At 47.2% G+C, this 23,858-nt stretch carries 25 protein-coding genes; 15 read left to right on the forward strand and 10 right to left on the reverse strand.

Features of this window, described 5'->3' with window-relative positions; genetic code table 11:
* Window positions 1-24: 24 nt before the first annotated feature.
* The 3 genes from BAMF_RS39215 to BAMF_RS39225 all read right to left on the reverse strand — a co-directional run bounded on the left by BAMF_RS39215 (window position 25) and on the right by BAMF_RS39225 (window position 2,955).
* Window positions 25-885 carry a glycosyltransferase family 8 protein gene (locus BAMF_RS39215; protein ID WP_014471216.1) on the reverse strand — a complete coding sequence of 287 codons (861 nt, stop codon included), beginning with the start codon at window positions 883-885 and terminating at the stop codon, window positions 25-27.
* 367 nt (window positions 886-1,252) lie between these two features.
* On the reverse strand, window positions 1,253-1,885 hold the full coding sequence (locus tag BAMF_RS39220; RefSeq protein WP_013354057.1) for a GTP pyrophosphokinase: 633 nt from the start codon (window positions 1,883-1,885) through the stop codon (window positions 1,253-1,255).
* A gap of 134 nt (window positions 1,886-2,019) precedes the next feature.
* Window positions 2,020-2,955: a 1,4-dihydroxy-2-naphthoate polyprenyltransferase gene (locus tag BAMF_RS39225; protein ID WP_013354058.1), complete on the reverse strand. Its 936-nt coding sequence runs from the start codon at window positions 2,953-2,955 to the stop codon at window positions 2,020-2,022.
* Window positions 2,956-3,395: 440 nt separating this feature from the next.
* Between BAMF_RS39225 and BAMF_RS39230 the strand changes: the two genes are divergently transcribed.
* The 6 genes from BAMF_RS39230 (at window position 3,396) to BAMF_RS39255 (ending at window position 8,966) form a co-directional block, all read left to right on the forward strand.
* Entirely contained in the window at window positions 3,396-3,545 is a 150-nt protein-coding gene (locus BAMF_RS39230; protein WP_013354059.1) for a teichoic acid D-Ala incorporation-associated protein DltX, read from the forward strand.
* 15 nt (window positions 3,546-3,560) lie between these two features.
* Window positions 3,561-5,072 (forward strand): D-alanine--poly(phosphoribitol) ligase subunit DltA, encoded by a 1,512-nt coding sequence (dltA, locus tag BAMF_RS39235; protein ID WP_013354060.1) that lies wholly within the window; start codon window positions 3,561-3,563, stop codon window positions 5,070-5,072.
* On the forward strand, window positions 5,069-6,253 hold the full coding sequence (gene dltB, locus BAMF_RS39240; protein ID WP_013354061.1) for a D-alanyl-lipoteichoic acid biosynthesis protein DltB: 1,185 nt from the start codon (window positions 5,069-5,071) through the stop codon (window positions 6,251-6,253). The genes dltA and dltB overlap by 4 nt, the downstream gene beginning before the upstream one ends.
* A gap of 16 nt (window positions 6,254-6,269) precedes the next feature.
* Window positions 6,270-6,506, forward strand: coding sequence for a D-alanine--poly(phosphoribitol) ligase subunit 2 (dltC, locus tag BAMF_RS39245; protein WP_013354062.1), 237 nt, complete (start codon window positions 6,270-6,272; stop codon window positions 6,504-6,506).
* Window positions 6,507-7,691 (forward strand): D-alanyl-lipoteichoic acid biosynthesis protein DltD, encoded by a 1,185-nt coding sequence (dltD, locus tag BAMF_RS39250; protein ID WP_013354063.1) that lies wholly within the window; start codon window positions 6,507-6,509, stop codon window positions 7,689-7,691.
* Between the two features lie 183 nt (window positions 7,692-7,874).
* The gene (locus tag BAMF_RS39255; RefSeq protein ID WP_041481746.1) at window positions 7,875-8,966 is read left to right on the forward strand and encodes a branched-chain amino acid aminotransferase; all 1,092 of its coding nucleotides are present in this window, start codon (window positions 7,875-7,877) and stop codon (window positions 8,964-8,966) included.
* A gap of 40 nt (window positions 8,967-9,006) precedes the next feature.
* Here BAMF_RS39255 and licH read toward each other — a convergent pair whose 3' ends face one another.
* The 7 genes from licH to BAMF_RS39285 form a co-directional block, all read right to left on the reverse strand.
* Entirely contained in the window at window positions 9,007-10,335 is a 1,329-nt protein-coding gene (gene licH, locus BAMF_RS39260) for a 6-phospho-beta-glucosidase LicH (protein WP_013354065.1), read from the reverse strand.
* The gene (gene licA / locus BAMF_RS39265; RefSeq protein WP_013354066.1) at window positions 10,332-10,664 is read right to left on the reverse strand and encodes a PTS lichenan transporter subunit IIA; all 333 of its coding nucleotides are present in this window, start codon (window positions 10,662-10,664) and stop codon (window positions 10,332-10,334) included. Before licA ends, licH begins: the two co-directional genes overlap by 4 nt.
* Before the next feature lie 18 nt (window positions 10,665-10,682).
* Window positions 10,683-12,041: a PTS lichenan transporter subunit IIC gene (licC, locus tag BAMF_RS39270; protein ID WP_013354067.1), complete on the reverse strand. Its 1,359-nt coding sequence runs from the start codon at window positions 12,039-12,041 to the stop codon at window positions 10,683-10,685.
* 15 nt (window positions 12,042-12,056) lie between these two features.
* A complete protein-coding gene (gene licB / locus BAMF_RS39275) occupies window positions 12,057-12,365 on the reverse strand; it encodes a PTS lichenan transporter subunit IIB (RefSeq protein ID WP_013354068.1) in 309 nt (102 codons plus the stop codon).
* A 98-nt stretch (window positions 12,366-12,463) separates the two neighbouring features.
* Window positions 12,464-14,419 (reverse strand): transcriptional regulator LicR, encoded by a 1,956-nt coding sequence (licR, locus tag BAMF_RS39280; protein WP_013354069.1) that lies wholly within the window; start codon window positions 14,417-14,419, stop codon window positions 12,464-12,466.
* 147 nt (window positions 14,420-14,566) lie between these two features.
* A complete protein-coding gene (locus BAMF_RS42075; RefSeq protein ID WP_369719122.1) occupies window positions 14,567-14,701 on the reverse strand; it encodes a hypothetical protein in 135 nt (44 codons plus the stop codon).
* A gap of 51 nt (window positions 14,702-14,752) precedes the next feature.
* Window positions 14,753-15,343: a DNA-3-methyladenine glycosylase gene (locus BAMF_RS39285; protein ID WP_013354070.1), complete on the reverse strand. Its 591-nt coding sequence runs from the start codon at window positions 15,341-15,343 to the stop codon at window positions 14,753-14,755.
* A gap of 242 nt (window positions 15,344-15,585) precedes the next feature.
* On the opposite strand from BAMF_RS39285, the gene BAMF_RS39290 reads away from it, so the two are divergent.
* The 9 genes from BAMF_RS39290 (at window position 15,586) to BAMF_RS39330 (ending at window position 23,841) form a co-directional block, all read left to right on the forward strand.
* Entirely contained in the window at window positions 15,586-16,584 is a 999-nt protein-coding gene (locus BAMF_RS39290; protein WP_044051916.1) for a FecCD family ABC transporter permease, read from the forward strand.
* On the forward strand, window positions 16,585-17,598 hold the full coding sequence (locus tag BAMF_RS39295; protein ID WP_013354072.1) for a FecCD family ABC transporter permease: 1,014 nt from the start codon (window positions 16,585-16,587) through the stop codon (window positions 17,596-17,598).
* Window positions 17,599-17,614: 16 nt separating this feature from the next.
* Window positions 17,615-18,511 carry an ABC transporter substrate-binding protein gene (locus BAMF_RS39300; RefSeq protein ID WP_013354073.1) on the forward strand — a complete coding sequence of 299 codons (897 nt, stop codon included), beginning with the start codon at window positions 17,615-17,617 and terminating at the stop codon, window positions 18,509-18,511.
* A 101-nt stretch (window positions 18,512-18,612) separates the two neighbouring features.
* The gene (locus BAMF_RS39305) at window positions 18,613-18,963 is read left to right on the forward strand and encodes an ArsR/SmtB family transcription factor (RefSeq protein WP_013354074.1); all 351 of its coding nucleotides are present in this window, start codon (window positions 18,613-18,615) and stop codon (window positions 18,961-18,963) included.
* A 13-nt stretch (window positions 18,964-18,976) separates the two neighbouring features.
* On the forward strand, window positions 18,977-20,275 hold the full coding sequence (locus tag BAMF_RS39310) for an arsenical efflux pump membrane protein ArsB (RefSeq protein ID WP_013354075.1): 1,299 nt from the start codon (window positions 18,977-18,979) through the stop codon (window positions 20,273-20,275).
* A 154-nt stretch (window positions 20,276-20,429) separates the two neighbouring features.
* Window positions 20,430-20,711, forward strand: coding sequence for a PTS sugar transporter subunit IIB (locus BAMF_RS39315; protein WP_013354076.1), 282 nt, complete (start codon window positions 20,430-20,432; stop codon window positions 20,709-20,711).
* Between the two features lie 44 nt (window positions 20,712-20,755).
* Window positions 20,756-21,073, forward strand: coding sequence for a PTS lactose/cellobiose transporter subunit IIA (locus BAMF_RS39320; protein WP_013354077.1), 318 nt, complete (start codon window positions 20,756-20,758; stop codon window positions 21,071-21,073).
* A gap of 18 nt (window positions 21,074-21,091) precedes the next feature.
* Window positions 21,092-22,411, forward strand: coding sequence for a PTS cellobiose transporter subunit IIC (gene celB, locus BAMF_RS39325; protein ID WP_013354078.1), 1,320 nt, complete (start codon window positions 21,092-21,094; stop codon window positions 22,409-22,411).
* A gap of 29 nt (window positions 22,412-22,440) precedes the next feature.
* Window positions 22,441-23,841, forward strand: a complete 1,401-nt coding sequence (locus BAMF_RS39330) for a glycoside hydrolase family 1 protein (RefSeq protein ID WP_013354079.1) — start codon at window positions 22,441-22,443, stop codon at window positions 23,839-23,841.
* Window positions 23,842-23,858 lie beyond the last annotated feature (17 nt).

The raw sequence follows: 23,858 nt of genomic DNA on the forward strand, positions 1-23,858 counted from the left end.
CACAAGCGTTTTCATCACACCTGCCTATTGGTTCATAGCCGGGCGGTCGATCGTGTTCCATTTCGTAAAGGACATATAACGGAAATAATGATCACGGTACGGGTGCGCGGTACCTGTATTCCAAGGCTTGTCTCCTCCGCAGAAATGGACGATGGCCGGCTCGGCACGTGTTTCTCTGTATCGTATACGGTCAATCAGTTCAGGAGGCGTTTTCTCATTCATGATAATATGCGTCTGCGCATTCCAGCGCGGATGCAGTTCATGCCATTGATCATATAAGATCGCGTTAAGCGCGTCCTGATCATGAAATACGAGAAAATCCTCCGAACTGTTTTCATTGATAAAATCAATCACCTTTTCGGAAATATTTTGTTTTCTCCAAGGTTCGAAATCTATAATCATAATGCCGGAATTAAAATATTTGGCAGTATCGCTGATATTCATTTTTTTCAGTCTGTCATGCTGTCCGGCATCTTCTACCGCCGCAACAATTGCCGGGGAAATATTCAAATCCCATAGAGCTGAAATATCTTCCATCACAATCGCATCGCAATCAATGTAGATCATCCGCTTCACAGACTCATCCTTAATTAAATCAGGAATGGAAATGCGGTAATAAGCCGCTTTTGTAATGTGGCTGCTTTCGACGGCATGCTTGTATTGATCAGCATCCACTTCTAAAAATTCAAGCGGCGCTCCGAATGACGTCGCAGTCTGTTCAAGCTTGTCCTTGTTTTCGGCAGTAATTCCGCCGTCGATTACATATAATTTCGCATCCCTTGTTTTATCCATATTCATCAATAAAGAAGCGAACATCCCACCCAAATGACGAGCATAATGATCATCGGCACATGATACGATATGCATTGTTTCATTCTTTCCCACTGATATTCATCTCCCTTTTTGTTGTACAAATGTCTTTCCCTTTTTTTAAAAAGTAAACCTTGATCTCACACATTTTTTTGCGCGGGAATGTGCTGTTTACGATTTGATATTCGCTTTCTCTGTACAATTTATTTCTGATTTGAAATCAGGAAAGGGGAAATGATTTTAGCGAAAACAATCGTCAGAATGTACCACGGCAGGAAATCGGCGGGTGCGGCGGAGTCAAAGCGAACGGGGAGAAAACGGGAGCCCTTCATACCGTTATTACCGCAGGAAACGGCGTAACAATCCGGGGAGGCAAGCGATGCACGTAAACGGATAAACAACAGCCGGACTGCTCATAAAAGCGGTCCGGCTGTTTGTAATGCTAATCGACTTCTTTCTTAATCCCAAGCATTTTTTCGTCTAAATAATGGGCGATTTCCGCCGCTTCCTTCAGCTCGTCGGTCAGATGCTTCGGGACTTCGTTATTCAATTTATAATAAATTTTATGCTCAAGACTCGCCCAAAAATCCATGGCGATGGTGCGGATTTGGATTTCCGCCTTCACATATTCCACACGATTCGTCAAATAAACGGGAATTTCAATAATCAAATGCAGGCTGCGGTAGCCGTTCGGCTTCGGATGTTTGATATAATCCTTCACCTTCACAATTTTCAGGTCCTTATGCTGCTTCAAAACCTCAGCGACATTATAAATATCGGAAATAAAGGAACAGATAATCCTGACACCCGCGATATCATGAATATGCTCTTTCATTTCCTGCGTCGTCACATCGCAGCCTTTGCGCATCAGTTTGTTGACGATGCTCTCAAAACTTTTCACGCGTGATTTTGTATGCTCGATCGGGTTATGCCCGTGAATCAGATTATATTCCTGGCTGATGATAGAAAACTTCGTATCCAGCTCATCTAAAGCAAATTTATAAACTAATAATTCATTTTTCCAATCTTCCATAACTGTTTTTAAATCATCCATATGGGCTGTTGACAAGTCCATTTTTTTCATCTCCTTGCTTTGCTGTCCACGTATTAGACGGGTCGGTCCGCAGTGAGGTTCTTTACAAAATCGTGAAGATTATTTCATAAAAAAAAAAAGCAAATGCCGGTTATGGCACTTGCTTTTTTAATTGATCAGCGGAAATAACTGATCAGGAGTCCGATTGAAAGCAGGAATCCGAAGAATGTATTGGTTTGCGCTGTTGATTTCATCGCAATAATCATGTTCATCGGCATTTCGTTTTTCACAAAGCCTTTCACGGCCTGAATCGGTTTCGGCACGCTCAAAAAGACCAGGAACAGCCACGGACTTGTGTACCCCATGATGACAAGACCGACGATCCAAATGTAAGCAATGGCAAAGGATGCGGCCAGTATTATGACGGCTCCTCTATGCCCCATCAAAATCGCCAGCGTTTTACGTCCGCCCTTTTTATCTTCTTCAATATCACGGATATTGTTGGACAGGTTAATCGCTCCGACCAATATGGCGATCGGAATGGAAATCAAAATGCTCTGTTCATTAACTTCGCCTGTCTGAATAAAGAAAGAAATAAGGACAAATACAGATCCCATGCAAATGCCGGAGAACAGTTCCCCGAACGGTGTATACGCAATCGGCAGCGGGCCGCCCGTATACAGGTAGCCGATCAGCATGCCGGCAAGACCGATTGCCGCAAGCCACCAGCTGCTGCTCATGCAGATATAAACACCGAGCACGAGGGCGATCGCATAAGAGCCGAGCGCCAGCTGCAGAATTGTTTTCGGCTTCATGCCGTGGCGGACGATCGCTCCGCCGATACCGACGGAATCCTCCGTATCTAAACCGCGTTTAAAATCGTAATATTCATTGAATAAGTTCGTGGCGATCTGAATCCAAAGGCAGGAAAACAGCATGGCCAAAAACAGCAGGAAATCAACCTTTACGTAAAACATCGCCAATACGGTGCCGAGAAGTACGGGCACAAACGATGCCGTCAATGTATGAGGGCGGGTTAACTGCCACAAAATACGGCCCATGCTTTCTTTTTCAGGCGTCTTTTGGCTGCCTCCCATATTGTTTTGATTCATTTTCCTCTTCCTTTCTATTAAAAGGCTTTCACAGTCAGCCGATAACAGTAGTGTTGAATTGGGGTTTTCATGTTTTCTGCTACCTTATCTATCATAATAATTTCTTCCTCATTTCACAAGATGCGGCGCTTTATCAGCTTTCCTGCCGGAAACGGCTTTTCGCCCTTCTCCATTGGGATTCGGCACAAGCCGGCGCAAGAAAAAGCCGGCAAATTTTTTTTACCTCATTTATATTTTCGATAAGTTAAAAATCCCGCCTGCACAGCGCTTTTTTAGTATGATCTTTCGCCAATTTTTACATGCGTGTTTTCCAGCCTTTTGTTTCTCATTCATTTTTAAGGAAATTTTAAGCTTAGGATATTAGACATATTTTGAAACTTTTTGTTAATCTAATCGTCATATACTGGTGTAATTATTGAATACGCGGGAAGGAATTTAACATGATGCAAAAATTAAAACGTGCTTATGAAAATACATTGGTCAAATGGACGTTTCATACAGGATTTTATTTTCTGATATTAGTATTGCTCTTTTGGATGTATGGTTTTCATACAGCAAATACCGGCACTTATATTTACAACGATTTCTAATCGGGGAGGATAACTATGAAACTACTTGATGCTATAAAAACATACGCAGACGTCAAGCCTCAGGCCGAAGCGTTTCGTTCCTTAGATCATTCCCTCACTTACGGGGAATTATGGGATTTGTCGGAGCGGGTCGCGTCCGGCATTCAAAAACATACGGCTGACGGTTCGAAAACGCCTGTTCTGGTTTACGGACATATGGAGCCGAATATGATCGTTTCTTTCTTAGGAAGCGTCAAAGCGGGCCGCCCTTACATCCCTGTCGATGTATCCATTCCGGCGGAGCGGATCGTCAAAATCATTGAAAGCTCAGGCGCAGAGCTGCTCATCAGCGTATCGGGCGATGCAGTCGATACGGGAAGCAATCTGATTAAAACCGTTACACCCGAAGAACTTGCAGCTGACGGAGATGCAGACCTCAGCCGTGAGAACTGGGTAAAAGAGCTGGACACTTTTTACATTATCTACACGTCCGGCAGCACGGGAAATCCGAAGGGCGTGCAAATATCAGCTGATAACCTGCAAAGCTTCACTGACTGGATCTGCAGGGATTTTCCTGTGGGCGAAGGCAAGACATTCTTAAACCAAGCTCCGTTTTCTTTTGATTTGTCTGTCATGGATATTTTCCCGTCACTTCAAACGGGCGGTACGCTGCACTGCGTAACGAAAGACAAAATCAATAAGCCGAAAGTATTATTCGAAGAGCTGGAGAAATCCAAACTGAACGTCTGGACATCGACTCCGTCTTTCGTCCAAATGTGCCTGATGGACCCCGGCTTTACGCAGGAGCTCCTGCCTGACGCAGAAGTATTTATGTTTTGCGGAGAAGCCCTTCCGGCTGCCGTGGCGCAGGAACTGTTAAACCGTTTTCCGAAGGCCCGCGTATTCAATACATACGGCCCGACTGAAACAACGGTTGCCGTCACCTCTGTTGAGATTACGCAGCAGGTCGTCGATGAAAACGAATCTCTGCCCGTCGGTTTTGCAAAACCCGATATGAATATCTTCATCATGGATGAAAACGGGAATAAGCTTCCGGACGGAGAAAAAGGGGAAATCATCATCGCCGGCCCGAGCGTGAGCAAAGGCTATCTCGGAGAGCCGTCTCTGACGGAAAAAGCGTTTTTCTCTGTTGACGGACAGTGGGCATATCATACGGGTGATGCCGGTTATGCTCAAGAAGGTCAGATTTTCTGCCAAGGACGCCTTGATTTCCAGATTAAGCTTCACGGCTACCGCATGGAACTTGAAGAAATCGAAGTCCATGTAAGGCAGTCTCAATATGTACGCTCAGCGGTTGTCATCCCGTATCAGCCTAACGGAACTGTGGAATATCTAATTGCCGCCATCGTGCCTGAAAAACATGATTTTGAAAAAGAATTCCAGCTGACAAGCGCCATTAAGAAAGAACTGGCCGCTTCGCTTCCGGCCTACATGATTCCGAGAAAATTCATTTATCAGGATCACATTCAAATGACTGCGAACGGAAAAATCGACCGTAAACGCATTGGCGAAGAGGTTCTTGTATGACGCCTTACAGCTCGTTTTTCTTCTTTATCTTACTTGGAATCCTTCTCTTGCCGACGATTATTTTAGGGCTGAACGGCAAGAGATTCCAAGGATACAACATGTTTATATCCATCATCGTATTGGCTTTGATTTTCTCGCATGATCTGCACGGCGTAATCGCATTATGTATCTTTACGCTCTGGCAGGTGCTTTTAATCAGGGGGTATCTCGCTTACAGACTGAAAGCCAACAGCGGCTTTGTCTTCAGCATGGCCGTGATCGCGTCCATTTTACCCCTGTTTTTATCTAAATTATGGCCGTTTTTCTTTCCGCCGGCGCCTCATCATCCGGTTCAAAACCTGATCAGTTTCTTAGGGATTTCTTATTTGACATTTAAAGGCGTCCAGCTGATCATGGAAACGAGAGACGGGCTGATTAAAGAAAAAATGCCTATACACCGTCTTTTGTACTTTATTATGTTTTTCCCGACCATTTCTTCCGGTCCGATCGACAGATACCGCAGATTTGCCAAGGACGAACAGAAAGTATGGTCAAAGGAAGAATACGCTGATTTATTGTATACCGGCATTCATAAAATTTTTATCGGTTTCTTGTACAAATTCATTATCGGATATGCGATTAACACGTACTTCATTATGAATCTGTCTCATATCACCCACAGCAAACTGTGGGGTAATGTGCTGTACATGTACGGATACAGCTTGTACCTGTTTTTTGATTTTGCGGGTTACACGATGTTTGCCGTCGGTGTCAGCTACATTATGGGTATCAAATCTCCGGAAAACTTTAATAAGCCGTTTATCAGCAGAAACATTAAAGACTTCTGGAACCGCTGGCACATGTCCTTATCCTTTTGGTTCAGAGACTACGTATTTATGCGCTTTGTATTCTGGATGACAAAGAAAAAATGGATAAAGAACCGGATGGCCGTCTCGAACATCGGGTATTTCCTGCTGTTCATGCTGATGGGCGTCTGGCATGGACTTGCCCTGCAATATATTGTGTACGGACTGTACCACGCCGTGTTAATGACAGGGTATAACTTTTTTGAGAAGTGGAATAAGAAATACAAGTGGCTGCCTGCCAACCGTTTTACGGCCTTTTTAGCCATTGTCATCACATTCCATTTCGTATGTTTCGGATTTTATATTTTCTCAGGAAAACCATTTCATCATCACTAAAGGAGATTGAAAACACATGGAATTTAAACAAGAAGTATTGGACGTATTAGCGGAAGTTTGTCAGGAGGACGTTGTTAAAGAAAATCCTGATATTGAAATCTTTGAAGAAGGACTGCTTGATTCTTTCGGAACTGTAGAGCTGCTTGTTGCCATTGAAAACCGTTTCGGCATTACAGTGCCCATCACTGAATTTGACCGTGACGAATGGAACACGCCAAACAACATTGTAAACAAACTGACTGAGTTGAAGTAAATGAAAAAGCGTTTCTTTGGACCTATTATTTTAGCGTTTGTCCTGTTTGTCGGAGCTATCGCAGTTCCGGCTTCATGGCTTACGCGCTTCATACCTGAAAAACGTGTCGAAGAGTCGGCAGCGGCCCTAAACCCGAATATGTTCCAAGGGCTCTATCTGCAAAACAAAATGTTCGAAGACTCGAAGTATCTGCCGATTTTCGGTTCTTCCGAGCTTTCAAGACTGGATGAGTTTCATCCGTCCAACTATTTTCAAGTGAACAACCAAGGCTTTACGCCTTATCTTGTCGGAAAAGGCGGTTCGCAATCTTTAATTCATGCCATAAATTTTGCCGCTCATGCTGACCAGCTTAAAGGCAGAAAGATGGTATTTATTGTATCACCGCAATGGTTTACAAAACACGGTTCAAATGAGCAGCATTTTGCTCCTAATTTCTCATCATTACAAGCTCTTGACTTGGCTTTTAATCACAGCATTGAGCCAAAACTGAAAAAACAAATGATGAAGCGTATGCTGCACTACAAAGTTGTCAAGAACGATGCAGTCCTGTCTGAACTGTATAAAGCATCTGTCAAAGGTCAGACTTGGAAAGTAAACGCATTAACACCGGCTGCGAAGCTTTATTATAATATCTTAGAAAAGAAGGATCTTTATTATTCGATAGAAGAGCCGCAAGGACCAAAGCGTTACATTAATAACAATTTAAAGGGAAAATCCTGGTCTCAGCTTGAAAAACTTGCTGCTCAATATGGTAAAGATCACTCCCGTTCTAATCCGTTTTTCATAGACGATTCTGTTTATAAAACGATCAAGAACAAAGTGCCTAAAGCCAAAGGTTCAAACAAAGGCAGAACATACGCCTATAAAAAGTCACTGGAGTTCAGCGATTTTGAAGATATGCTTAATATTCTGAAGGATGCCGGGGCTAAGCCGATGTTCGTCGTCATTCCCGTAAATGGGAAGTTTTACGATTACACCGATTTCCCGAAAAAAGGCCGGACTGATTACTACAAGAAAGTCACAAAGCAAATTAAAGCGAAGGGCTTTCAGGTTGCCGACTTATCCGGTCACGAATATGATCCGTACTTTATGAAAGACACCATCCATATCGCCTGGAAGGGCTGGGTGTACGTCGATAAAGCGATGGAGCAGTTTTACAAAACCGGCAAGGTGACGGTTCACTGAGCATGGTGATGATCGAATACGGAAAAAACGAACACGCAGGGGGCATTTCTCCCCTGCTTTTTATGTGATTTGATTTTTTCACAAATTTGAGGAAAACTATTGCGAATATTTGTTGAAGGTATACAATAGAATATAAATTATTTTCAAATAAGTTTGACAATAACACCAATAGGGAGACAGAACATTATGAAACAAGACATTCGTGTTGAATTGACTTCAGCCAAAAAACCGAAACCGGACCCCCATGACCTCGCGTTCGGCAGAATTTTCACAGACCATATGTTTGTCATGGATTACGACGCCGATCAAGGCTGGTACGATCCGAGAATTATCCCTTATCAGCCCGTCTCAATGGATCCTGCGGCTATGGTTTATCATTACGGGCAAACCGTTTTCGAAGGGCTTAAAGCGTACGTAACGAAGGATCAGGAGGTGCTTCTGTTCAGACCAGAGAAAAATATGGAGCGCCTGAATCAGTCAAATGACCGCCTTTGCATCCCGCTCATTGATGAAGAGCTTGTTCTTGAAGGCCTGAAGCAGCTCGTAGCCATCGACAAAGACTGGATTCCGAAAGCGGAAGGCACTTCCCTTTACATCCGTCCGTTTATCATTGCGACCGAGCCTTTCCTCGGTGTAGCGGCATCCCATACGTACAAGCTTTTTATCATTCTTTCGCCGGTCGGCTCTTATTACAAAGAAGGCATTAAACCGGTGAAAATCGCCGTAGAAAATGAATTCGTGCGCGCCGTCAAAGGCGGTACGGGAAACGCGAAAACGGCCGGCAACTACGCATCAAGCCTGAAGGCGCAGCAGGTTGCGGAAGAGAAAGGCTTTTCTCAGGTGTTATGGCTCGACGGCATTGAAAAAAAATACATTGAAGAAGTCGGCAGCATGAACATCTTTTTCAAAATCAGCGGCGAGATCGTGACGCCGGAGCTGAACGGAAGCATTCTTGAAGGAATTACGAGAAATTCCGTCATCGCCCTTCTCAAACATTGGGGACTGACTGTGTCTGAGCGGAAAATTTCTATCGACGAAGTCATTCAGGCGCATCGTGACGGCCGCTTGGAAGAAACATTCGGAACCGGTACGGCGGCAGTCATTTCACCGGTCGGCGAATTGATCTGGAATGATGAAAGTCTTGTCATCGGCAGCGGTGAAACCGGAGAGATCTCGAAGAAATTGTATGATACCATTACAGGCATTCAAAAAGGCGCGGAGGCCGACGTGTTCGGCTGGACGACGGAAGTCGCCTCATTAAGCAAATCAAAATAAACAAAAAACCCGGAAATGAATCCGGGTTTTTTTGGTGCTTTTATGCTTCAATCGACTTAAAGAAATGAGGCAGATGTTCTTTGTGCGCCTCAATCATTTCATCCAGAATGGCCTTTGCCACAGTGTCTGACGGGACGAGAGGGTTGATCGTCATCGCGAGAAGCGCCGTTTGATAATCTCCCGTGACGGCTGCTTCAGCGGCGACACGCTCAAAGGACTTGATTTGCTGGACGAGGCCGCGGACAGACACCGGCAGATCACCGACGGCGATCGGTTTCGGACCGTCTTTCGTTATGACACAGTTCACTTCGACCGCTGAATCACTCGGGATGCTGGCGATTGCGCCGCTGTTTATTGTATTGACGGGCTGGATATCATGTTTGTCGTTATAGATGGAGCTGATCAGGTTGCAGGCCGCGTCACTGTAGTACGCCCCGCCTCGTTTTTCAAGCTGCGGCGGTTTGATGGCGAGATTCGGGTCTTTATACAGTTCGAACAGTTCTTTCTCAACCTTCTGCACGACCTCGGCGCGTGTGCCCTCCGTTTGAGACGCTTCTATTTCGTGCTCGAGCATTTCTTTCGTTTTGAAATAATAGCGGTGGTAGCCGCAAGGAATCAGATCAAGCGCCTTCAGGAACTCAGGCTCCCATTCCGCCCCGGAAATGTTTTTCATCGTCATGGCGTTTTCCGGATCTCCCATGGCTTCAATGACTTTATCCTTCACGCTGATGCCGTCTAAGAAAACATCTAATCCGAAGACCATGTGATTCAGCCCGGCAAATTGCACTTCAATCCGGCTGACATCCACATCCAATGCTTTTGCGACGCCCATTTTAATGCCGATCGGCACATTGCAGAGACCGACGACTTTTGTCAGATTCGAGTAGCGGAGCAGAGCTTCGGTGACCATGCCGGCAGGGTTTGTAAAGTTCACAAGCCATGCATTCGGACAAAGCTCTTCGATGTCTTTCGCGATGTCCAGAATGACCGGAATGGTGCGCAGCCCTTTGAATAAACCGCCCGGACCGTTTGTCTCCTGGCCGATTACGCCGTATTTTAACGGAATCCGTTCATCTTTGGCGCGGGCCTCAAGAAGGCCGACGCGGAATTGAGTCGTCACGAAGTCTGCATCCTTCAAGGCTTCTCTGCGGTCAAGCGTCAGGTGGATTTCTATCGGAAGCCCCGCTTTTTCGACCATGCGTTTTGCAAGCGTGCTGACGATATTGAGTTTTTTCTCGCCTTCGGGAATGTCGACGAGCCATAATTCTCTGACAGGCAGTTCATCATAGCGTTTGATTATGCCCTCTACAAGCTCCGGCGTATAACTTGAACCTCCGCCGATCGTTACGATTTTAATTCCTTTTGTCATATTGTTGCTCCCCCTTGCAGACTCACTTTTTCATAAATCGCGACTAACTCTGCGGCCAAATCTTTCACGGTCATGGCATTCATTAAGTGATCTTGCGCATGTACCATCAAAAGCGTCATGTCTGTTTTTTCTCCGCCGGCTTCGTTTTGGATCAATTCTGTCTGATAATGATGGGCTTCTGTCAGTTCCCTTGCGGCTTCCTGAAGCTTTTTTTCCGCCAGGGCTCTGTCTCCCTGCTTTGCGGCGGCTATGGCTTCCATTGAGGCGCTTCTGCCGTTTCCGCCATGCAGGATGATCTGAAAAATGGTCTGTTCCATTTTCTCATTCATGTGTTTCACTCCCTTTCTCTACAGCACGGCTGTTTCGTCTCCCTGTACGGCTGACGCCTGCGATTGTTCAAGTTCGTTTTCTTCTTTCAGCTTTTGTGAATCCCACATTCTGAAGAACGGGTAGTACACGATAAAGGCTGTGATGATATTAATCGCCTGCATGACAGCCCCTGATATTTTTCCGCCTGTGGCAAGATATCCGGAAAAAATCGGCGGCATCGTCCATGGGACGGCAATGCCGGCAGGTTTGGCGACGAGGCCGGTGCTCATGCCGATATAGGTCAGTGTCAGTGTGACGAGCGGTGTGATGATGAACGGGATGAGAAGCATCGGGTTCATGACGATCGGCATTCCGAAAATAATCGGCTCATTAATATTAAAGATGGCCGGCCCGATGGCGAGTTTCCCAAGCTGCTTCATCTGTTTGCTTCGGGCGCGGAGAAACATGGTGACCACGAGCGCCAGTGTCGCGCCGCTTCCGCCGATGTTAATCCAGATTTCAAAGAACTGCTGGGTAAAAATATTCGGAAGCGCATCGCCCGCCTGAAAAGCAACCCGGTTCGCATCCATCGCTCCGTACCAGATCGGCGCCATAACGCCGCCGACAATATTTGCTCCGTGTAACCCGCACGCCCACAAGAGCATTTGAACCGCTTCAGCTATCAGGCTTCCGCCGAGACTTCCGCCGAGAATCGAGAGCGGCGTCCCCAGTAAAACGCTTACAATATTATGAAGACTCTCAAATGGCGTCGCTTCGACAATTAAACGCGCGCCCCAGATCAGAAAGATAACGGCAAAGCCGGGAATTAAAGCGACAAACGATTTGCTGACCGCCGGAGGCACGCCGTCCGGCATTTTAAATACGAAATTCCGCTGTATGATCAGGCGGTAAATCTCCGTTGACAGCATGGCGATGATCATCGCGACAAACAGCCCTTTGCTTCCCATGAGAGAAAGCGGAATGCCGCCGCCCACCATGATTTCCTCCTTAGCGCCTGCAGGCAGAAACGGCACTTTGTACGGCGTTGCCAAAAGAAACGCCGCCAGAGATATCGCACCGGCCGATAAAGCGTCTACCCCATATTTTTCGGCCAGGCGATAGGCGATCCCGAAAGCGGCGACAAGACCCATGATTTCAAAGGTCGCATCAACCGGATATTGCAGTTTTTGAGACCACGAGCTTCCGAACGTATTAGCCATGAAATCCGTATATCCCGGAATCGGCAGGTTGCCGATGATCAGAAAAAATGAACCGATGATAATAAGAGGCATGGTGAGGATGATCCCGTCCCGCAATGCTTGCAGATGCCGCTGAGAGGCAATTTTTCCGGCAATGGGCATGACTTTCTCTTCTAAAAACTGATTCACCTTATTCACACGGCCCGCCCCTTTCTATGATGCGTTTCCGAGCTGTTCTGCTGATTTCAGAACTTCCGCCCCGTTGCATGTGCCGTAATGGACGGTATTGATGACTTCAACCGGCACTCCTTTTGATTCACCAAGTTTTTTCAGCTGCGGAAGCAAATAACGGACTTGAGGCCCAAGCAGCAATACGTCCGCTTTATCAATATGCTGCTTGACTGAATCGCCTGACACCGCCCAGATTTTATATTCTTTCCCTTGTTCCTGCGCGCTTTTTTCCATCTTGGTAACGAGTAAGCTTGTAGACATCCCTGCTGCACAAACGAGTAATATATTCATGTGAAAGACCTCCTGAAAGTTTGATATTTTGTATGTCTCGATGTTAGTACCATCATATTATGAAATCGCTTTCATAACTACTCAGGCTTTTTCCGCTGCTAACGGAAAAAAGGTGTATCCCGGTCTTTCTCAGATCGTTTGTCTCTGAATACTTGTAAAACCTCCTGATAGGTTGTGCATTTTAAAAGACGGCTCACCGCGGCCTGATCATCTAGCATGCCGCCGAGCCATTTGTACATATGCTGGAGGTCGGCTTTGTTTTCTTTCTCGACGCAGAGCAGGCAGACAAATTGGACACGCTTATTTGCCCAGTCAATCGGCTTCTTCAGCGTGCATACCGCCCAAAACGTCGTGTCTGTCTGGGGAACGAGGGGATGCGGAATCGCCGTGAGATTGCCGAAGCTCGTAGGAGAAATCGCTTCCCTTTCAAAAATAGAATCGGTCAGGGAATCAGAGGCGAGGCCGGCTTCTGCAACCTTCTGTCCGAGAAAACGGATGACGTCCTCCTTCGTCTCCAGATCCTGCTGCAAAAATATCAGCTCCGGTTTCAGAAAGTTCAATTGTTCCCGCTTTTCTTCCAGCATGGCATCAATTTTGGTAAAGTCCCCGCCGCCCAACAGCGTATGAACCTTTAATACGGGAACGGGCAAGTCTATTTTGATCGGCACGGTGCTGACCACAAAATCAATCGACTCAAAAGAAAGCTGGTCAAGACTGTAGTAATCAGCCGTTCCGACGATTTCAAGGCGCTTTCCGAACCGGGAACGCAGCTTTTCTCTTAAAAGCTGCGCACTGCCGGCGCCGGACGCACAGACAATCAAACAGCGTTTAGGCGGCCGTTCCGTCTTTCTCCTTTCGATGGCGGCTCCGAAATGCAGCGCCAAATATCCGATCTCATTTTCATGAATATCAATGCCGGTTTGCTCCTTGATCACGATTCCCGCAATCACTCCCGCTTCAAATGCGAGTGGATAATTTTCTTTTATAGCGGAAAGCATCGGGTTTCTCAGGTTCATTCCGTAGCGGTTTCGGTTAATCGCCGGCTTGATATGGAGCGCAAGACCCGTTTTCAGCTCATTGTCGTCCGTGATTCCGAGCTCCAGCTCCCTCTCAATGGCTTCAATCATGGCCTCCGTTAAACGGCTGGTTTCCCCGTCTATCAGCCTTGTAAACTCTTTTCCTTCAATTTGTGACTGGGTCATGCGCTTTGTCCCCAGCAGGTGAATGGCGATATAGGCGGTTTCCTGTTCGGGAAAGGTGACGGAAAGCGCCGATTCAAGCTCATTTACGATGGCTTCCGCTGACTGATATTCTGTTTCAAGCTTAATGTCATGAAGATCCTCCGGGATGAGAGATACATAGTTTTCCGTCCGGATTCGTTTGCAGGCAATGGCGATATGGATGATGAGATTGTTCAGGCCGAAGAAAGAAAGCGGGATCTTGTGGTTTCGAACCTGCTTCATAATGGCTGTGCGGATCACATGAATGTCTTCTTTCGGCAAAATACCGGCCTTCTCATTCAGGAGATCAGGCTCAGGCTCGCGGTCGTCCACTAAGTATTCCGCCATACAATAACGGAGGCGGAGCTCTTCGCCGCGCAGCTTAAATCCGCAGTTCGGCCTTGTTTCCAAAACGATGTCATAAGGGCGGAGCCGTTTTTTTACTTCTTTCAGATCAGATTGAAGAGTCGATTTACTGATGAACAGTTCTTCTGCCAAGTCATCCAGCTTGAGGCAGCCGTCGGTCAGAAGCAGTCTTTTCATAAGATAATGAATCCGTTCATCGGGAAAAATCGGCACGGCGCTGTTCTGCTGGAAATTGTCCTGAAGCCAGTTTTTAAATTGCTGCTCATTGCGGATCAGCAGCTTATAGCCGCTCCCTCTGACAGATTGAATGGAAGCGCCGTTTTTTTCTACAACGGTTTGCAGTTCCTTTATGTCATTGCGGACCGTCCGCGTCGTTACCTTTACATTTGCAGCGATGACTGAGCTTGTAATCGGTGTTTCAGCAGCTAAAAGCAAGCGCAGAAGTTCACGAAGCCGCCCATGAAGCATGAGAAAAACCTCCTATCAGATCAAATGCAGTTGTAAAAAATGGGCAAAAAGGATGAGGAAGGGGTAAATGTAATGTAAATTCTATAATGGGGAGGATTTCAAGTCAATGAGGCAGCCCGATAGAAAGCCCGTAAAAAAACAGCCGGATCAGCCGGCTGTTCGGGATGCGGACATGCGGTTTCGCTTAGATGCCTTCCGTTCTTTTATAATTTTTCTAATGATCGGATAGATGACGGGCGCCCATTTGATAATTGTTTTGAAAAATTTTTTCAATGTCTGAATCCCCTTTCTTTTACCTTGTCTTTCCCCTGTTATCAGCAGCTGTAAACATGGTCAGCGTGAGACATACCGATTTCCCGTCACCCAATAGCGCCACGGATAATCCCGGGCTTCTCCGCTGTTTTCAATCCCGATTCTCGGGCCTGTTGATATATGCTCCGGCGTAAAGCCTTCCGTAATAAACAGCGGCGGTTCCGTGATCATGCCGCCATAGTCACTCATTGAAATGCCCATCGCCTTTGTGAGTTTTCCCGGGCCGTTTGTCCACTCTCTAGGGCGTCTGCCCGGTCTCCTGCGCTCCATCAGGAACTGTCCTTCATGAGGTTCTGCCGCCCTGATTAACACGGCCTGCGGAATGCCGATGTCAGCGGCGACAACATTCATTAATGTATGGGTGTGCATGACGTATGTATAAATGCGGCCCGCCTCATGGAACATGATTTCAGTCCGTTTCGTGCGCCGATTGCCGAAGCTGTGCGCCGCCCGGTCTTCCACTCCCATATAAGCTTCCGTTTCAACGATGAAGCCTGATGCCGTTCCCTCATCCGTCTCCTTCACCAAGAGACAGCCGAGCAATAAAGGAGCAAGCTCCACTGACGGCCTCTGGAAAAATTCAATCGGCAAAGGCTTTCGTTCTCCCGTCATCCGTCTTCCTCCTTTTCTGAATATAGCGATTTCCCTCTTTCACGTTTTTCACTTCTTTTTTACAATATAAACATGAAAGAAAAAAGGGCGTCATGTTGAACACTCTATTGCGTTTTGAAAATCGGCTGGTTATAATATGATGGTTCAACTGAAAATGATTCTCATGTTCAATAAATGCCGGACAATGATCATAAAAGTAGGTGAATTGATTTTTGAGCGATTCTGTCACGTCCGCAAACCGTCTGCTCAGCATCTTAAAAAACGGGATTTTCTTCCTGGCTGCGGTGCTCGGACTGCTTGTTTCTATTTTTTTCGCCGTCTCATTCGGCGCGAAAGACATTACTTTACATACGGTTTGGTCGGCTGTTGCTGATTACAATCCAAACATTACGGGCCAGCAGATCATTCATGAATTGCGTCTGCCGAGAGTGCTCGGAGCGGCCGTTACAGGAGCCGCGTTTGCAGCAGCCGGCGCCCTCATGCAGGGTGTCACGAGAAACCCGCTTGCCGATTCGGGTGTCTTAGGCGTAAACGCAGGAGCCATGTTTGTTGTTGCGCTTAGCTTTGCTTTTTTCCCTCATTTGTCATACGCGCTGCTGATGGTGCTGTCATTTTTCGGCGCACTGGCAAGCACAGCCTTGATTTTCTTTATCAGTGCGGCGGGAAAAGGCAGCATGACACCTTTAAAGGTGACGCTTGCCGGGGCGGTTGTAGGCGCTCTTTTGCATTCACTCAGTACGGGTGTGGCGATTTATTACGATTTAAGCCAGGATTTGGCCTTCTGGTATGCCGGCGGGGTATCAGGGATCAAGTGGGCACATTTACAAGTCCTCGTTCCCGTCATTACGGTCTTCATCATTCTCGCGACATTCATGGGCCGGTCCGTCACCCTTCTCTCAATGGGCAATGACGTTGCGGCGAATTTAGGGGTGAACACGGCTCTGACGCGTGCCGCCGGATTAATGATCGCCGTCGTTCTTGCCGGTGTATCTGTCTCGGCTGCCGGTGCAATCGGCTTCGTCGGGCTGGTCATTCCCCATATCGCACGGAAGATCGTCGGCGTTACGTACAGGCTGATTATTCCGATGTCCGCGTTGCTTGGCGCGATTCCTTTGATTTTGGCCGACTTGGCCTCGCGGACAGTCAGTCCCCCGAGAGAATTGGCGATAGGCATTATGGTCGCACTTGTCGGTGTCCCTTTCTTTCTTTATATTGCTCGCAAGGAAGGGAGAGAATTATAAGTGAAGGTTCAGAAGGAAACAAAAAAAGCGTCGGCGGCAGGCCTCATTCTGCTGGTCATCGCCGTTTGCATTATCCTGATCGGGTTACATACGGGCTCATTCCGGCTTTCTCCTCTTACGGTGGGAAAAACGCTGTTCGGATACGGCACGTTTCAAAGCACAACCGTTTTATTTGATTATCGGCTTCCACGGATTCTGGTGACGATGCTGGCCGGTATCGGTTTAGGCGTGTCGGGCGCTATTTTGCAGGGCGTATCCCGAAACCCGCTTGCCGATCCGGGCATTCTCGGACTGCATGCCGGCGCTTCGTTCGGTCTGATGATTTATATCACGTTCTTTCATTCACTGGAGGCGCAGGCGTCGATGTTCATCCCGTTATTTACGTTTGCGGGCGGAACCCTCGCTGCCCTGCTGATCGTGGTCCTTACGTACGACAGGCTGAACGGTTTTTTAACGATTCGCATGCTGTTAGTCGGGATCGCCGTTTCCGCGGGCTTCAGCGCCGTTACATTGTTTATGTCGCTGCGCCTGAATGAAGAAACCTATACATTCGCGTCCCGCTGGCTGGTCGGAAACGTCTGGGGCAGGGACTGGATTCATGTGTGGTCGCTGCTGCCCTGGATCGGCATTCTCGCACCGCTGGCTTGGCTTAACGCCCGGTCTTTGAATATTTTAATGCTTGGTGACCAGGCAGCCGCGGGGCTCGGCGCACACGTACAGCGAAAAAGGATCATGCTGATCGCCATAGCTGTCGGCTTATCCTGCGCGAGTGTCGCGATGGCGGGCGGAATCGGCTTTATCGGCTTTGCCGCCCCTCACTTGGCGAGACGGCTCGTCGGCACCATGCATCAGCATATTATCCCGATTGCGGGGTTAATCGGCCTTGTCATTCTTGTCGCGTCAGATACCATCGGCCGGTCTTTGTTTCAGCCGAACGCCATTCCGGCCGGGGTGGTTGCGGCAGCGATCGGGGCGCCGTATTTTCTCTATCTGGTCATGAAAATCAAAACATAAAATAAGGAGTTTTCTCATGAAAAAAATAATTGCGCTCGTCAGTTTCATGTGTATTTTCTTATTGGCTGCCTGCCAATCCGATTCAACACAGCCGGAGACAAAGAAGAAATCCGGCGATCATAAAATCGCATCGATGTCCATTCACCTGACAAATGATCTGCTGGCTCTCGGCGTTACACCGGCCGGTTCCGTCGTGGGCGGAGAATTAAAAGATTTTCTCCCTCATGTGAAAAATCAGCTGAAAGACACGAAAAAACTCGGCCCTGCCTCAGATCCGGATATGGAAGCTTTACTCGAGCTGAACCCTGATAACATTTATCTTGATAAAGAATTTGCAGGAAAAGATGTGTCAAAATACAAGAAAATCGGAAACACACACGTTTTCGACCTTGATAAAGGCACGTGGCGAGATCATTTAAAAGACATCGGAAAAATCGTCAACCGTGAAAAAGAAGCGAAAACCTTTATTCAAAATTATGAAGATGAAACAAAACAAGTCAGATCCATGATCAATAAGGAATTAGGGAAAAACGCCAAAGTTATGGCGATCCGCGTGAACGCAAAAGAGCTTCGCGTCTTCAGCACACGCCGCCCGATGGGTCCGATTCTGTTTGATGATCTGAAGCTGAAGCCGGCTGACGGCATTAAAGAAATGAACACCTCCCGCCCTTATGAGGTCATTTCTCAAGAGGTTCTGCCTGATTACAACGCAGATGCGATTTTCGTCGTCGTTAACAGAGACGACAAGTCACAGCAAGCCTATCAAGAATTGCAAAAAAGTGCTGTATGGAAAGGCCTGAAGGCGGTTAAAGCAAATCATGTCTATAAGATCGCCGATCAGCCTTGGCTTGATTATTCGGCACTGGGAAATAAATTAGCAATGGATGAAGCGAAAAAGCTGTTCCAAAAATAAACATGAGCCGGTTTTGCAAAAGTTGCAAAGCCGGCTTTTTTATATTATTGTTTACTTATATAACCAAACGCTTATATAATGATTTGAAAAGGAGTGAGAGCATGGAACCGCAGCAAAACGCCTTAAGTTCCGAAGGGGTCAGTCAATGCCTCAAGCTTCTCAGCGATCCGACGAGGCTTTTGATGATGAAGCTTCTGGCGGATAAGGAATACTGTGTCTGCGAGCTGACAGCCATTTTTGATATGAGCCAGCCCGGCATCAGCCAGCACTTGCGGAAATTAAAGAACGCCGGGCTTGTGCGGGAAAGGCGGGAGGGCCAGTGGCGGTACTATGCCATTCATCCGTCCGGTCCGGAATACACGCTGGTCCGCTCGATTCTGCGGCAGATAGATGAAAAGGACGGCGTTTTACAAACACTGCGGCTAAAAGAAGTCACTGTTTCATGCCGGTAAGGAGGATCTATTCTTGGGAATCGCGGTTTTATCAGCACTGATTTTTGTGCTGACACTTGTATTTGTCATATGGCAGCCGAAACATGTATCCATCGGCTGGTCTGCCTGCGGCGGAGCGGTCCTCGCTTTGATCGCGGGTGCAGTCAGCCTTCATGATATTGCGGAAGTGACGGGGATCGTCTGGAATGCGACACTTGCCTTTATCGCCATTATTATCATTTCATTGATTCTTGACAGCATCGGGTTTTTTGAATGGGCTGCGCTGCATATGGCCATGGCGGCCAAAGGCAGCGGGCTGCGGATGTTTCTCTATGTGTCGGTCTTAGGGGCGGTTGTCTCCGCCCTGTTTGCCAATGATGGAGCGGCGCTCATTTTGACGCCGATCGTACTTGCGATGGTACGGGCTTTGGATTTACCTGAAAAGCTGGTTTTTCCGTTTATTATCGCCGGAGGATTCATCGCGGACACCACCTCGCTTCCGCTCGTTGTAAGCAATTTGGTCAATATCGTCTCGGCGGATTACTTTCATATCGGATATATTGAATATGCATCACGTATGCTGGTGCCCAACCTTTTTTCTTTATCTGCAAGCATTTTGGTGCTGTATCTCTATTTCAGAAAAAACATTCCGAAACGGTATGACACCGGCCTTGTCAAACATCCGTCATCTGCAATTAAGGATCAGCGCCTCTTCCGGTTATCATGGGTTGTGCTGGCCGTTTTGCTGATCGGATATTTCGTCAGCGAACTGCTGTCGATACCCGTTTCCTTCGTAGCCGGCTCCATCGCGGTCATTTTTCTCATTCTGGCACAGCGAAGCCCCGCCGTCCCGGCAAAACAAGTCATCAAGGACGCCCCATGGGCCATCGTGTTTTTTTCTGTCGGCATGTATGTTGTCGTGTACGGCTTGCGGAATGCCGGACTGACGGATCTTCTTTCTCAGCTTATACAGAAAGCGGCGGATCACGGGCTGTTTGCGGGGACACTCGGAATGGGTTTTATTGCTGCAATCCTGTCATCCGTTATGAATAATCTGCCGACAGTAATGATTGACGCCATAGCTATCAGCGGAACGGACACTCACGGGCTGATGAAAGAAGCGCTGATTTATGCGAATGTTATCGGTTCGGATCTCGGACCGAAAATCACGCCGATCGGGTCGCTGGCGACATTGTTATGGCTCCATGTGCTGAGCCGGAAAAACGTGAAAATTTCCTGGGGAATGTATTTCAAAACAGGTCTGATATTAACCATTCCGACGTTATTTATCACGCTGACCGGACTTTATTTGTGGCTGTTATGGCTCTCCTGATAGGAAAAAACCTTTTAAGTTGAATCTTAAAAGGTTTTTTTGTGTCAAAAATCCGAAAAGTAAAACTTTTATATTTTAAAAGTATAGACATTTAAATTGAAAAGATTATAATATTCATGAAAACGTTTTAACTTTATGAAAGAAGGGATTTATCATGAAAAGAATTTTATTAGCCTGCAGCTCAGGCATGTCCACCAGCCTGCTTGTCACGAAAATGCAGGATTACGCCCGCTCCATCGGTGAGGAAGCCGAGATTTGGGCAGTCGGACAGGATAAAGCAAAAGAAGCGATGAAAGACGCAGACGTCGTGCTGATCGGCCCTCAGATGAGCTTTTTAAAAGGTGAGCTTCAAAAAGAGGCGGAGCCGCTTCACATCACCGTTGATGTGATTGATATGATGGCATACGGCATGGGAGACGGCAAAAAAGCATATTAACAGGCCGTTGTCTTGATAGAGAACAGGTAAAGGAGGCGATAAGCATGGAAACATACACAGATGAACAGATCAGTTTTCAGCTGATTCTTCACAGCGGCAATGCCCGCAGCTGTATTATTCAATCGATACGAGCTTATAAAGACGGCCGGATAGACGAGTCAGACACCTTTCTGACAAAGGCTGAAGAAGAGCTGGGAAAAGCGCATGACATCCATTTTCAGATGATTCAAAAAGAAGCCAGCGGCGCCAAAACGGATGTCTCTCTGCTTTTCATGCATGCAGAAGATCACTTAATGTCAGCGCTCTCAATGAAAGAGATCGTCAAAGAAATGCTCGACTTATTTCAATCAAAGAATTTATAAAAAGCCGGGGGTGAAGACGTGTTTGAGAAAATCAGCCAATTCCTTGTTCCGATCGCGGGCAAATTAAACAATAACCGCTACTTGCAAGTCTTACGGGATGCTTTTATGCTGGCGTTTCCGCTGACCATTTTCGGTTCAGTGTTCGTCGTGCTGACGAACCTGCCGTTTTTAAACAAAATCATGAGCAGTTCCGCCCTGTCTGTCTTTCAATCCGGGTTTGGCGGGGCTTCAACGGCGACGATGGGGATTATGTCCATTTTTGTCGTCTTCGGGATCGGCTATTACCTTTCCAAAAGCTACGATGTGGAGGCCGTATTCGGCGGAGCGATCGCTTTGGTTTCTTTTCTGCTGCTCACTCCTTTTGTATTAGAGCCGGAAACGGGCAAAGCGGTTGCAGGCGTCATTCCGGTTGACCGTCTTGGAGCAAAAGGGATGTTTCTCGGCATGATTACCGCGTTTTTGTCAGGTGAAATCTACAGAAGAATCGTCCAGAGAAACTTGACGATTAAGATGCCTGCCGGTGTTCCCCCGGCTGTTGCTAAATCGTTCGCCGCATTGATTCCGGCTTTTATCACGCTTACCGTTTTCCTCTTGATCAATGCGGCTGTCACCCAGATCTTTCACACCAATCTGCATGATGTCATTTATCACACGGTTCAAGCCCCGCTTGTCGGACTTGGAAGCGGCATCATTCCTACATTAATCGCTGTTTTCTTTATTCAGATTTTATGGTTTTTCGGTCTTCACGGACAAATCATCATCAACTCCGTGATGGACCCGATCTGGAATACATTACAGGTCGAGAATTTAGCTGCCTATACAGCGGGGAAAGAGGTTCCCCACATTATTTCTAAACCGTTTATGGAGATTTACACCGTCGGAATGGGCGGCACCGGAATGACATTGGCCATAGTGATCGCCATCTTGCTTTTTATGAAAAGCAAACAGATGAAACAGATATCCAAACTCGGTCTCGCGCCAGGCATTTTTAACGTCAATGAGCCGGTTATTTTCGGTTTGCCGATCGTAATGAACCCGATCATTATCATTCCGTGGGTGATCGCACCGATGGCTGTCACGCTTGTCACCTACCTGGCCATGTCGGCGGGGCTCGTGCCCCCTCCTACCGGCGTGACCGTACCTTGGACCGTCCCCCTTTTCATTAACGGGATTATGGCGACCAATTCCGTCATGGGCGGCATTATGCAGCTGGTCAACCTCTGCATTGTCTTTGTCATCTGGTTCCCGTTTCTTAAAGCGCTGGACAAATTAAACATGGCAAAGGAAAAAGAAGCCGAAGCTCAGCAGCAAGTCCGCGATGACAGCGTGAGTATGTAATAAAAATCGCAGTAAGGGAGAGAAATCAATTGACTGAATCAGTTGTTCAATACCGTTTTCCGGAAGGATTTTGGTGGGGGTCTTCCGCCTCCGCAACCCAAACCGAGGGAGCCGCCGACAGAGACGGAAAAAGCCAGAACATATGGGATTACTGGTATGAAAGAGAGCCAAGCCGTTTTTTTAACGGAGTCGGCCCCGGCGACACGTCACGTTTTTACGACAAATACAAAGAAGATATCCGGCTGATGAAAGAAATCGGCCACAACTCTTTCCGGCTGTCTATTTCCTGGTCAAGACTGATTCCGGACGGAACAGGTGAGATCAATCAGAAGGCGGCCGCGTTTTACCAGAACGTCATCGATGAAATGCTCGCCCATCACATTGAGCCGTTTGTCAATTTGTTTCATTTTGACATGCCGCTCGCCCTTCAGCGTTCAGGGGGCTGGGTCAGCCGGAACACCGTTGACGCGTTTGAGCATTACGCCAAAACCTGCTTTTCGTTATTCGGCGGCAAGGTAAAAAAATGGTTCACTCACAATGAGCCGATTGTGCCGATTGAAGGCGGCTATTTATATGATTTTCACTATCCGAATCACGTTAATTTTCAAGAAGCAGTGCAGGCAGGTTTCCACACCCTGCTGTCAAATGCAAGAGCTGTTAAAGCCTACAGAGAATTAAAGCAGGACGGGCAAATCGGAATCATTCTGAATCTGACGCCTTCTTATCCGAGAAGCTCTCATCCTGAAGACCTGAAAGCGGCCCGGATTGCCGACGCCTTTTTTAACCGATCATTTTTAGATCCAGCAGTAAAGGGCGAATTTCCTAGTGAGCTTGTTGAGATTCTCAAAGCGGAAGGATTTCTGCCGCGTTATGAGAAGGATGATCTCCGCCTCATTCAGGAGCATACGATCGATCTGCTAGGCGTGAACTACTATCAGCCGAGACGCGTCAAAGCAAAAGAACATGTTCCGAATCCGCATGCCCCTTTCCTGCCTGAGCGTTTCTTCGATCCGTATGTCATGCCCGGCCGGAAAATGAACCCTCATCGCGGGTGGGAAATTTACGAAAAAGGAATCTATGACATTCTCACCAACCTCAGAGAACATTACGGCAATATCGAGTGTTTTATTTCTGAAAACGGCATGGGAGTTGAAGGCGAGGAACGCTTCCGCGATGAAGACGGCATCATTCAGGATGATTACAGGATTGAATTTATTAAAGAACATCTCAAATGGGTGCACCGGGCCATCGGGGAAGGTTCAAATGTAAAAGGCTATCATCTGTGGACTTTCATGGACAACTGGTCTTGGACAAATGCTTATAAAAACCGCTACGGCTTTGTATCTGTCAATCTGGAAAACGGGGGCGGACGGACCGTCAAAAAAAGCGGACGCTGGTTCAAATCCGTTTCCGATCAAAACGGCTTTTAACGGAGGAGGAGCTACAG

The sequence above is a fragment of the Bacillus amyloliquefaciens DSM 7 = ATCC 23350 genome, assembly GCF_000196735.1.
Lineage (GTDB): Bacteria > Bacillota > Bacilli > Bacillales > Bacillaceae > Bacillus > Bacillus amyloliquefaciens.

What these genes read in the sequence shown, in the direction of transcription:
- licH (WP_013354065.1), bottom strand. Translation starts at nt 10,335, where the DNA reads ATGACAAAAGGAATTAAAATCGTAACGATCGGCGGAGGTTCAAGTTAT.
- BAMF_RS39305 (WP_013354074.1), top strand. Translation starts at nt 18,613, where the DNA reads ATGGAACCGCAGCAAAACGCCTTAAGTTCCGAAGGGGTCAGTCAATGC.
- BAMF_RS39220 (WP_013354057.1), bottom strand. Translation starts at nt 1,885, where the DNA reads ATGGACTTGTCAACAGCCCATATGGATGATTTAAAAACAGTTATGGAA.
- dltC (WP_013354062.1), top strand. Translation starts at nt 6,270, where the DNA reads ATGGAATTTAAACAAGAAGTATTGGACGTATTAGCGGAAGTTTGTCAG.
- BAMF_RS39300 (WP_013354073.1), top strand. Translation starts at nt 17,615, where the DNA reads ATGAAAAAAATAATTGCGCTCGTCAGTTTCATGTGTATTTTCTTATTG.
- BAMF_RS39225 (WP_013354058.1), bottom strand. Translation starts at nt 2,955, where the DNA reads ATGAATCAAAACAATATGGGAGGCAGCCAAAAGACGCCTGAAAAAGAA.
- licR (WP_013354069.1), bottom strand. Translation starts at nt 14,419, where the DNA reads ATGCTTCATGGGCGGCTTCGTGAACTTCTGCGCTTGCTTTTAGCTGCT.
- dltB (WP_013354061.1), top strand. Translation starts at nt 5,069, where the DNA reads ATGACGCCTTACAGCTCGTTTTTCTTCTTTATCTTACTTGGAATCCTT.
- licA (WP_013354066.1), bottom strand. Translation starts at nt 10,664, where the DNA reads ATGAATGAGAAAATGGAACAGACCATTTTTCAGATCATCCTGCATGGC.
- dltD (WP_013354063.1), top strand. Translation starts at nt 6,507, where the DNA reads ATGAAAAAGCGTTTCTTTGGACCTATTATTTTAGCGTTTGTCCTGTTT.
- BAMF_RS39285 (WP_013354070.1), bottom strand. Translation starts at nt 15,343, where the DNA reads ATGACGGGAGAACGAAAGCCTTTGCCGATTGAATTTTTCCAGAGGCCG.
- BAMF_RS39320 (WP_013354077.1), top strand. Translation starts at nt 20,756, where the DNA reads ATGGAAACATACACAGATGAACAGATCAGTTTTCAGCTGATTCTTCAC.
- BAMF_RS39315 (WP_013354076.1), top strand. Translation starts at nt 20,430, where the DNA reads ATGAAAAGAATTTTATTAGCCTGCAGCTCAGGCATGTCCACCAGCCTG.
- dltA (WP_013354060.1), top strand. Translation starts at nt 3,561, where the DNA reads ATGAAACTACTTGATGCTATAAAAACATACGCAGACGTCAAGCCTCAG.
- BAMF_RS39230 (WP_013354059.1), top strand. Translation starts at nt 3,396, where the DNA reads ATGATGCAAAAATTAAAACGTGCTTATGAAAATACATTGGTCAAATGG.
- licB (WP_013354068.1), bottom strand. Translation starts at nt 12,365, where the DNA reads ATGAATATATTACTCGTTTGTGCAGCAGGGATGTCTACAAGCTTACTC.